We start from the raw sequence: 7,831 nt of genomic DNA, 5'->3' as shown, positions 1-7,831 counted from the left end.
TTTAAAGAAGTCGTTAAAAATATATAGAAGAGATGAGTTATCTGGAAACTACAAGAGATGTCTACCGGGAAGCTGCATTAACGCCCGATGTTGGGCTTTGCTGTACTACCAATCCTGTGTGGGAACTTCCCGGCTTAAAAATTCCGCAAATAATGCAGGAAATGAATTACGGATGTGGGAGTACAGTGCATCCACGGGATTTGGGAAACAATCCTAAAATCCTTTACGTGGGAGTGGGGGGAGGAATGGAATTACTACAATTCGCCTATTTTTCTCGTCAAAAGAAGGGAGTTATTGGCGTAGATTCTGTTTCGGAAATGTTAGATGCTTCCAGAAAAAATTTCACCGAAGCCGAAAAGCAAAACCCCTGGTTTAAATCAGAATTTATTGATCTTCGAAAGGGTGATGCACTTTCTTTGCCCCTGGAAGATGAAAGTATTGATGTGGCAGCACAGAATTGCCTGTTCAATATTTTTAAGGCTGAAGACTTGAAAAAGGCGCTCGAGGAAATGTATCGGGTTTTAAAGCCTCACGGACGGTTGGTGATGAGTGATCCCGTTTGCGAACAAGGGATGAACGATGAACTTAGAAATGATGAGCGCCTGCGGGCTTTATGCCTTAGCGGAAGCCTTCCGCTTAATGAATATGTGAAAGCCCTCACCGATGTTGGCTTTGGAACTATAGAAATAAGAGCGAGAAAACCATACCGAATTCTTGATCCAAAGAATTACCCAACTTCAGAATTGATTTATATTGAAGCGGTGGAAGTTGCGGCTATAAAAGACCCTATGCCGGAAGACGGTCCTTGTGTGTTTACAGGAAAAGCTGCGATCTATTACGGAGAAAATGATTACTTTGACGATAAAAAAGGACACATCCTGCTAAAAAATCAGCCGCTGGCTATTTGTGATAAAACAGCCGGAGATTTGGCAAAGCTTGGCAGAGACGATATTTATATCAGTGAATCCACCTTTCATTATGATGGAGGAGGTTGCTGCTAAAACCGAAAAATGGAGCATATAGTCATTATTGGCAATGGGATTTCAGGGATTACCTGCGCCCGGCATATCAGGAAAAACTCTGATAAACGTGTTACGGTGATTTCTGGGGAAAGTGATTATTTCTTTTCTCGTACCGCTTTGATGTATGTGTATATGGGCCATATGAAATGGGAGCATCTTAAACCCTATGAAGACTGGTTCTGGGAAAAAAATCGGATAGAACTCAAAAAAGCCTGGGTTGAAAAAATAGATTTTCAGCAAAAAAGACTTTATTTCTCTTCTGAAGAAACTTTGAATTACGATAAGCTGGTACTGGCAACCGGTTCGGTTTACAATAAATTTGGTTGGGAAGGTCAGGATTTAAAAGGTGTACAAGGTTTGGTTTCCAAGCAGGACCTGGAACTCCTGGAAGAGAACACTCAAAATTGCAAAAAAGCCGTTATAGTTGGCGGTGGACTTATAGGCGTTGAACTTGCTGAAATGCTGAAAACCAGAAATATTGAGGTCACTTTTTTGATTAGGGAAAAGGCCTTTTGGCAAAATATACTGCCTATGCAAGACGCCAAAATGATCTCAGCACACGTGAGATCTCATGGTGTTGATCTTCGTCACGAAACCCATCTCGATAAAATTATTGGTGATGAAAACGGTCGAGTGAAAGGGGTGATCACAGACTCAGGCGAAGAGATTGAATGCGATTTGGTAGGCCTCTGTGCCGGAGTAAGGCCCAATATTGATTTTTTAAAAGATTCGGAACTCGAAACCGAAAGAGGATTCCTGGTGGATGAATATTTAGAAACTAATATCAGTGATGTTTATGCCATAGGTGATTGTGTGCAACTAAAAGAGCCCCAATCTAATCGGAATTCGATTGAAGCTGTTTGGTACACCGGAAGGATAATGGGGGAAACCCTTGCTCAGACCCTTACCGGAAATCCAAAAAAATATAATCCCGGGAATTGGTTTAATTCGGCGAAATTTTTTGATATTGAATTCATGACTTATGGGAAGGTTTCGGCAGATCCTCCAAAGGGCGAATTACATTTTCACTGGCAGCATAAAGATAATACCAAGGCCATTACTATTGCATTTGAGTCAAATAGTAATAAATTCTTAGGTATTAATACTTTCGGGATTAGAATGCGTCACGCTGTTTTTGATAAATGGCTGAATGAGAACCGAAAGATAGATTATGTTCTGGCCAATTTAAAGCAAGCCAATTTCGACCCTGAATTTTATGATAGTTATGAAAAGGAAATTTTCAATAGTTTTAAAGAAGATCTAAAGCACGTATGAGTAAAATACAGCGAAATATGTCTTTAACAGGTGAGGCCCCGGCTAAACTTTCGGGAACTCAGAAACTGGCTAGTGCAATAGGCCTGATAGGCTTATTTATTCTGGTACTGGCCCTGGTTAATGTGAATTTTCCGAATAAAACTTTATTTTTAAGTCTCTCGCTTATCTTGATGACTGTCGGGACCGTGATCTTCGCTAACGATCTGTATCGCGGGAAGCACATGGGGATAAAGAACGACGGCGTGTGGTTCAAGTCCATGACAGGCCGCGGCCTTTGGGCCTGGATTACTGGAATCGCGCTTACCTTATTTTATATTGTACTGTACTGGTATCCTGAATTTTTAGGCCTTACGGCAGAGGGTTCTAATACCGGAGTGATCTCACTTTTCGATCCTTTAAGTCACCTTATTAATGGTGGTCCGGCGAGTCAGTGGTTTGTTTACGGAACGCTTTATACGCTTGCTATTTTCATCTTTGGCTATAAGTTTATTCTGAAATACCGTCATAATCGCTACGAAGTTCTTCGTACATACTCTGTGATGTTCTTTCAACTGGGATTTGCCTTTCTGATTCCCGAAATTCTTGTCCGGCTAAATCAACCTTATTTTAATCCTACTAATATCTGGCCTCTAAATTATGATCTTTTTGCCGGATATAAGGTTGACGAATTCCTTTCCGCCGGAAATCTTGGAGTGTTTATGCTGGTTTTGGGGCTGTTAGCTATTTTCGTGATCACCCCGATTTTAACTTATAAATACGGAAAACGCTGGTATTGTAGTTGGGTTTGTGGTTGCGGTGGTCTGGCCGAAACGGCTGGGGATCCTTATCGACATCTTTCAGATAAATCCCTTTTTGCCTGGAAGGTAGAACGTTGGGTAATACATAGTGTGCTTGTTTTCGTAGTTGTGATGACCATAGCGGTGGTGTATTCATTTTTGGGAGAAAATTCCGGTGAATTCTGGTTGACCCGGGATGTTTTCCTTTGGGGAACTGCCGGCTTTCTTACCTTATTATTTGCGGCTATCATGATCTTCAAGCGAAAAGAATTGGCTAAGGATGCTAAATATGGCGCTGTGGGTTATCTTGTTATAATTCTCTCCATCATTGGGATTAATTATTTTAGTGGAAACGGGAATATCTTTTTCTTCCCCGGATACCAGCTTCGGCAATGGTACGGATTTTTAATTGGGGCAGCCTTTTCTGGGGTAATTGGTGTTGGCTTTTATCCTATCTTCGGAAACAGGGTTTGGTGTAGATTTGGTTGCCCTATGGCGGCAATCCTTGGAATGCAGCAGCGTTTGTTCTCAAAATTCAGGATCACCACCAACGGTGGCCAATGTATTTCCTGCGGAAACTGTTCCACCTATTGTGAAATGGGAATTGACGTACGCGCTTATGCACAAAAAGGCGAGAACATTGTGCGTTCCAGCTGTGTAGGCTGCGGAATTTGCTCTGCAGTTTGCCCTCGCGGAGTGCTCAAACTTGAAAATGATTCCCCACAGGGAAGAATAAATTCAGAAGAGGTTCTGCTAGGAAATGACGTAGACCTGCTCGATCTGATAAATCAAAAAAGTCGGTAAGCTCCCTACCTTTACCGGGCTTTCAGTTTAAATTTTTGTATTTCCGGAGTCCCTTTGTTGATAGGGCCTCCCGAACATCTTTGTTGTTGTTTTGTTAAGACATGATGTGGGTTACAAAAAAATTGATATACTTTTGCAACTTTAAAATGCAGTATTATGGCAAAAAATTTAGTGATCGTTGAGTCCCCGGCAAAGGCCAAAACTATAGAAAAGTTTCTTGGTAAAGACTATAAAGTAGCTTCGAGTTTTGGGCATATCGCCGATTTGCCTACCAAAGAACTTGGGGTGGATACAGAAGGGGATTTTACGCCTAAATATATTGTCTCCAAGGATAAAAAAGACGTTGTTAAGAAATTAAAGAGCCTTGCCAAGAATGCCGAAATGGTCTGGCTGGCAAGTGATGAGGACCGGGAGGGAGAAGCAATCGCCTGGCACCTTGCTGAAGAGCTCAATCTTAAGGACGAAAAAACTAAACGTATAGTTTTTCATGAGATAACGAAATCAGCTATTCTTAAAGCTATCGATAATCCGCGGAAAATAAATTATAACCTGGTAAATGCTCAGCAAGCCAGAAGGGTTCTGGACAGGCTCGTGGGGTACGAACTTTCACCGGTATTATGGAGAAAGGTGAAAGGGGGACTTTCAGCCGGAAGAGTGCAATCGGTGGCTGTTCGATTGATCGTGGAGCGGGAAAGAGAAATCCAGGATTTTACTCCGGAGGGCTCCTTCAGAATAGATGCTGAGTTCACTACGGAAGACGGAAAATCCTTTAAAGCAAAACTTCCGAAGAATTTTGAGACCAGGGAAGAAGCTGAAGCTTTTTTAAAAGAAAACCTCGGTGCTAACTTTAAAGTAGCCGAACTCACTACCAAACCCGCTAAAAAATCACCGGCACCGCCCTTTACCACTTCTACATTACAACAGGAAGCCGCCCGAAAGCTTTACTTTTCGGTAAGTAAGACGATGACGATGGCCCAAAGACTTTACGAGGCAGGTCATATAACTTATATGAGAACCGATAGCGTTAACCTTTCAGACGACGCTAAAAAAGGTGCTAATGCTGAAATTCTTAAGGCTTACGGAGAGAAATACGCGAAAACACGGAATTTTAAAGGAAAGACAAAAGGTGCACAGGAAGCTCACGAGGCCATTCGCCCAACCAGCTTCGAAAATCATACGGTTAATGCCGACAGAGATCAGCAGCGTTTATATGAGTTGATCTGGAAACGTGCAATCGCTTCTCAAATGAGCGAAGCCCAATTGGAGCGTACCAACCTTAAAATAGAAGCCAATAAACACGATAAACAGTTCACAGCGAATGGTGAAGTGATCAAATTTGACGGTTTTCTAAAGGTTTACCTGGAAGGACACGATGATGAAGAGACCGAGGAACAAAGCGGAATGTTGCCGGCTTTAAAGGAAAATCAGAAGCTTTTAAATAATTACATAACCGCCACCGAAAGGTTTACACGTCCACCATACCGATATACGGAAGCCTCTCTTGTTAAAAAACTGGAAGAGCTTGGAATTGGCCGGCCGTCAACTTATGCGCCTACAATTTCTACTATTCAGAACAGGAATTATATCGATAAAGGCTCGGTAGAAGGAACAGAGCGCGATTATACTCAGTTTGTTCTTTCTAAAGAGAAGATCTCAGAAAAGAATTTAACCGAAACCGTGGGCAGCGATAAAGGCAAGCTGGTCCCTACGGCAGTGGGAATGGTAGTGAACGATTTCCTTGTTAATCATTTTGCGAACATCCTGGATTATAATTTCACCGCGAAGGTGGAACAGAATTTTGATGATATTGCTGAAGGTAATGAGGAGTGGACCAAGATGATGAAGGATTTCTACAAAACCTTCCATCCGCAGGTTGAAGATGTTGCCAAGAACGCTGATAGAGAAGTAGGGGAACGAATTTTAGGAAAGGATCCTGAAACCGGAAAACCCGTGAGTGTGCGTTTAGGAAAATTTGGGCCTATGGTTCAGATTGGATCAGTTGAAGATGAGGAAAAACCCAAATTCGCCAGCCTGAGTCCAGATCAGACTTTAGATTCCATAACCTATGAAGAAGCCATGGACCTATTCCAGCTTCCGAAGCATTTGGGAGAATATAAAGGAGAAGACGTTGAGGTGAATAACGGCCGTTTTGGACCTTATGTGAGATTCGGCAAAAAATATGTTTCGCTGGCAAAAGGAGAAGATCCCTTAAGTGTAGAGTTTGATCGTGCTATGGAACTTATTAAGGAAAAAGAAAAAGCCGATGCTCCAATTTATGAATACGACGGAATGCCTGTGCAAAAAGGAGTAGGTCGATTTGGTCCATTTCTAAAATGGAACGGAATGTTCATCAATGTAAATAAGAAATACGATTTTGATAATCTCTCAGACAATGACATTGAAACTCTAATTGAGGACAAGATTCAAAAAGAAAAGGATAAAGTGATCCACAATTGGGAAGATGAAGGGATAAGGGTAGAGAAGGCTCGCTGGGGGCGCTCTAATATTATTAAGGGGAAGACGAAAATTGAACTTCCTAAAACGGTGGATGCTACTAAACTAACACTTGAGGAAGTTAAAGATATCCTGGAAAAAAAGGGAGGAAAAAAGAAAACAGCAAAGAAAAAGGCTCCGGCGAAAAAAGCAGCTACTAAAAAGACTGCTGCTAAAAAGAAAACTACCAAAAAGAAATAATTTATGGATTTAGAATTTCTGAGTCCCGTCAACCCTGAAATAATTGAAGAATTGTCAGGGGGAAACAACCAGGCTATCAATGGTAGTCTGCAAATACATAGTGAAAGTGCTGGCTTACCCGAGCTGGAAAATGTACAGATAGCACTGGTAGGTGTTAAGGAAAACCGGTTGAGCGAGGAAGGCGAAAATCCGCTTCATTTTAATAATATCCGAAGAGCATTTTATAGTCTTTATCCCGGGAACTGGCATTTGAATATGGTTGACCTTGGAGATATTGAAAAAGGTGATTCTGTAGAAGACACCTATTACGCTCTTCAGAATTTGGTGTCCGGTTTGGTGAAAAAGGATATTATTCCAATAATACTGGGAGGAAGCCAGGATTTAATTTATGCTCAATATCGCGCCTACGACACCCTGGATCAAATGGTGAACCTGGTAAATATAGATCATAGATTCGACCTTGGCGATGCCGAGCAGCCTATAAGTAATCATTCTTATGTAGGAAAAATCGTAGTAAATCAGCCTTATAATCTTTTTAATTATTCTAATTTGGGATATCAGACCTATTTCAATTCGCAGGATGAAATAGAATTAATGGATAGGTTGTTCTTCGACGCTTATCGCCTGGGAGAAGTAGTTAATAATATAAGCCTCGTTGAGCCGGTAATGAGAGATGCCAATTTGGTAGGAATAGACCTGGGTGCGGTTAATGCTGCAGATTTAGGTGCCGGAATTTCGCCGAATGGTTTTGATGGCAGAGAAATTTGTGCGCTATCCAGATATGCTGGAATCAGCGATAAAGTTTCCTCCTTTGGGCTGTATGAATATAGCCCTGGAATGGGGAGTCAGGGTGATATGCTGGTAGCCCAGATCCTGTGGTATTTCATTGAAGGAGTAAATTACCGTACCAATGAAAATACTATTTCGGCAAAAAAAGAGTTTATTAAATATCAGGTACCTATAGATGATGAGGTTCTGGTGTTTTATAAAAGCCCTCTGAGTGGGAGATGGTGGATAGAAATACCTTTTCTTGCAAATGTCAATACTAAATTAAAACGCCATACGTTATTACCTTGCAGCGAAGAAGATTACATGGAAGCTTGCAACCAGGTGATCCCCGAAAGATGGTATAAAGCCAAGAGAAAAAACGAAGTTTAAACAAATTTCAGACACTAATTGTATTTACTGTATTTTTACCGAAATTATTGTTTTTTAAAAAATAAATAGATAGGTTTACTGCCGTAAAAGCAATATGTCTTA

5 protein-coding genes are annotated in these 7,831 nt (G+C 41.2%); all 5 read left to right on the top strand.

Annotated features, from left to right (window positions below; translation table 11 throughout):
* Nucleotides 1–32: 32 nt before the first annotated feature.
* Complete coding sequence (gene arsM / locus ACESK1_RS00645; RefSeq protein ID WP_372916862.1) at nt 33–1,001, top strand: arsenosugar biosynthesis arsenite methyltransferase ArsM; 969 nt, start codon at nt 33–35, stop codon at nt 999–1,001.
* A 9-nt stretch (nt 1,002–1,010) separates the two neighbouring features.
* Nucleotides 1,011–2,297, top strand: coding sequence for an NAD(P)/FAD-dependent oxidoreductase (locus tag ACESK1_RS00640; RefSeq protein WP_372916860.1), 1,287 nt, complete (start codon nt 1,011–1,013; stop codon nt 2,295–2,297).
* A complete protein-coding gene (locus tag ACESK1_RS00635) occupies nt 2,294–3,877 on the top strand; it encodes a 4Fe-4S binding protein (protein WP_372916858.1) in 1,584 nt (527 codons plus the stop codon). The genes ACESK1_RS00640 and ACESK1_RS00635 overlap by 4 nt, the downstream gene beginning before the upstream one ends.
* 156 nt (nt 3,878–4,033) lie before the next feature.
* Nucleotides 4,034–6,571 carry a type I DNA topoisomerase gene (gene topA, locus ACESK1_RS00630; protein WP_372916856.1) on the top strand — a complete coding sequence of 846 codons (2,538 nt, stop codon included), beginning with the start codon at nt 4,034–4,036 and terminating at the stop codon, nt 6,569–6,571.
* Between the two features lie 3 nt (nt 6,572–6,574).
* Nucleotides 6,575–7,729: a formimidoylglutamase gene (locus tag ACESK1_RS00625; RefSeq protein WP_372916854.1), complete on the top strand. Its 1,155-nt coding sequence runs from the start codon at nt 6,575–6,577 to the stop codon at nt 7,727–7,729.
* Nucleotides 7,730–7,831: the final 102 nt, after the last annotated feature.

This window comes from Salegentibacter sp., from assembly GCF_041642575.1.
In the GTDB taxonomy this organism is placed as follows: Bacteria; Bacteroidota; Bacteroidia; order Flavobacteriales; family Flavobacteriaceae; genus Salegentibacter.
The sequence above is the reverse complement of the archived record's forward strand: the minus strand, read 5'-3'. Positions and strand labels throughout refer to the sequence as shown.

What these genes read in the sequence shown, in the direction of transcription:
- topA (WP_372916856.1), top strand. Translation starts at nt 4,034, where the DNA reads ATGGCAAAAAATTTAGTGATCGTTGAGTCCCCGGCAAAGGCCAAAACT.
- arsM (WP_372916862.1), top strand. Translation starts at nt 33, where the DNA reads ATGAGTTATCTGGAAACTACAAGAGATGTCTACCGGGAAGCTGCATTA.
- ACESK1_RS00640 (WP_372916860.1), top strand. Translation starts at nt 1,011, where the DNA reads ATGGAGCATATAGTCATTATTGGCAATGGGATTTCAGGGATTACCTGC.
- ACESK1_RS00635 (WP_372916858.1), top strand. Translation starts at nt 2,294, where the DNA reads ATGAGTAAAATACAGCGAAATATGTCTTTAACAGGTGAGGCCCCGGCT.
- ACESK1_RS00625 (WP_372916854.1), top strand. Translation starts at nt 6,575, where the DNA reads ATGGATTTAGAATTTCTGAGTCCCGTCAACCCTGAAATAATTGAAGAA.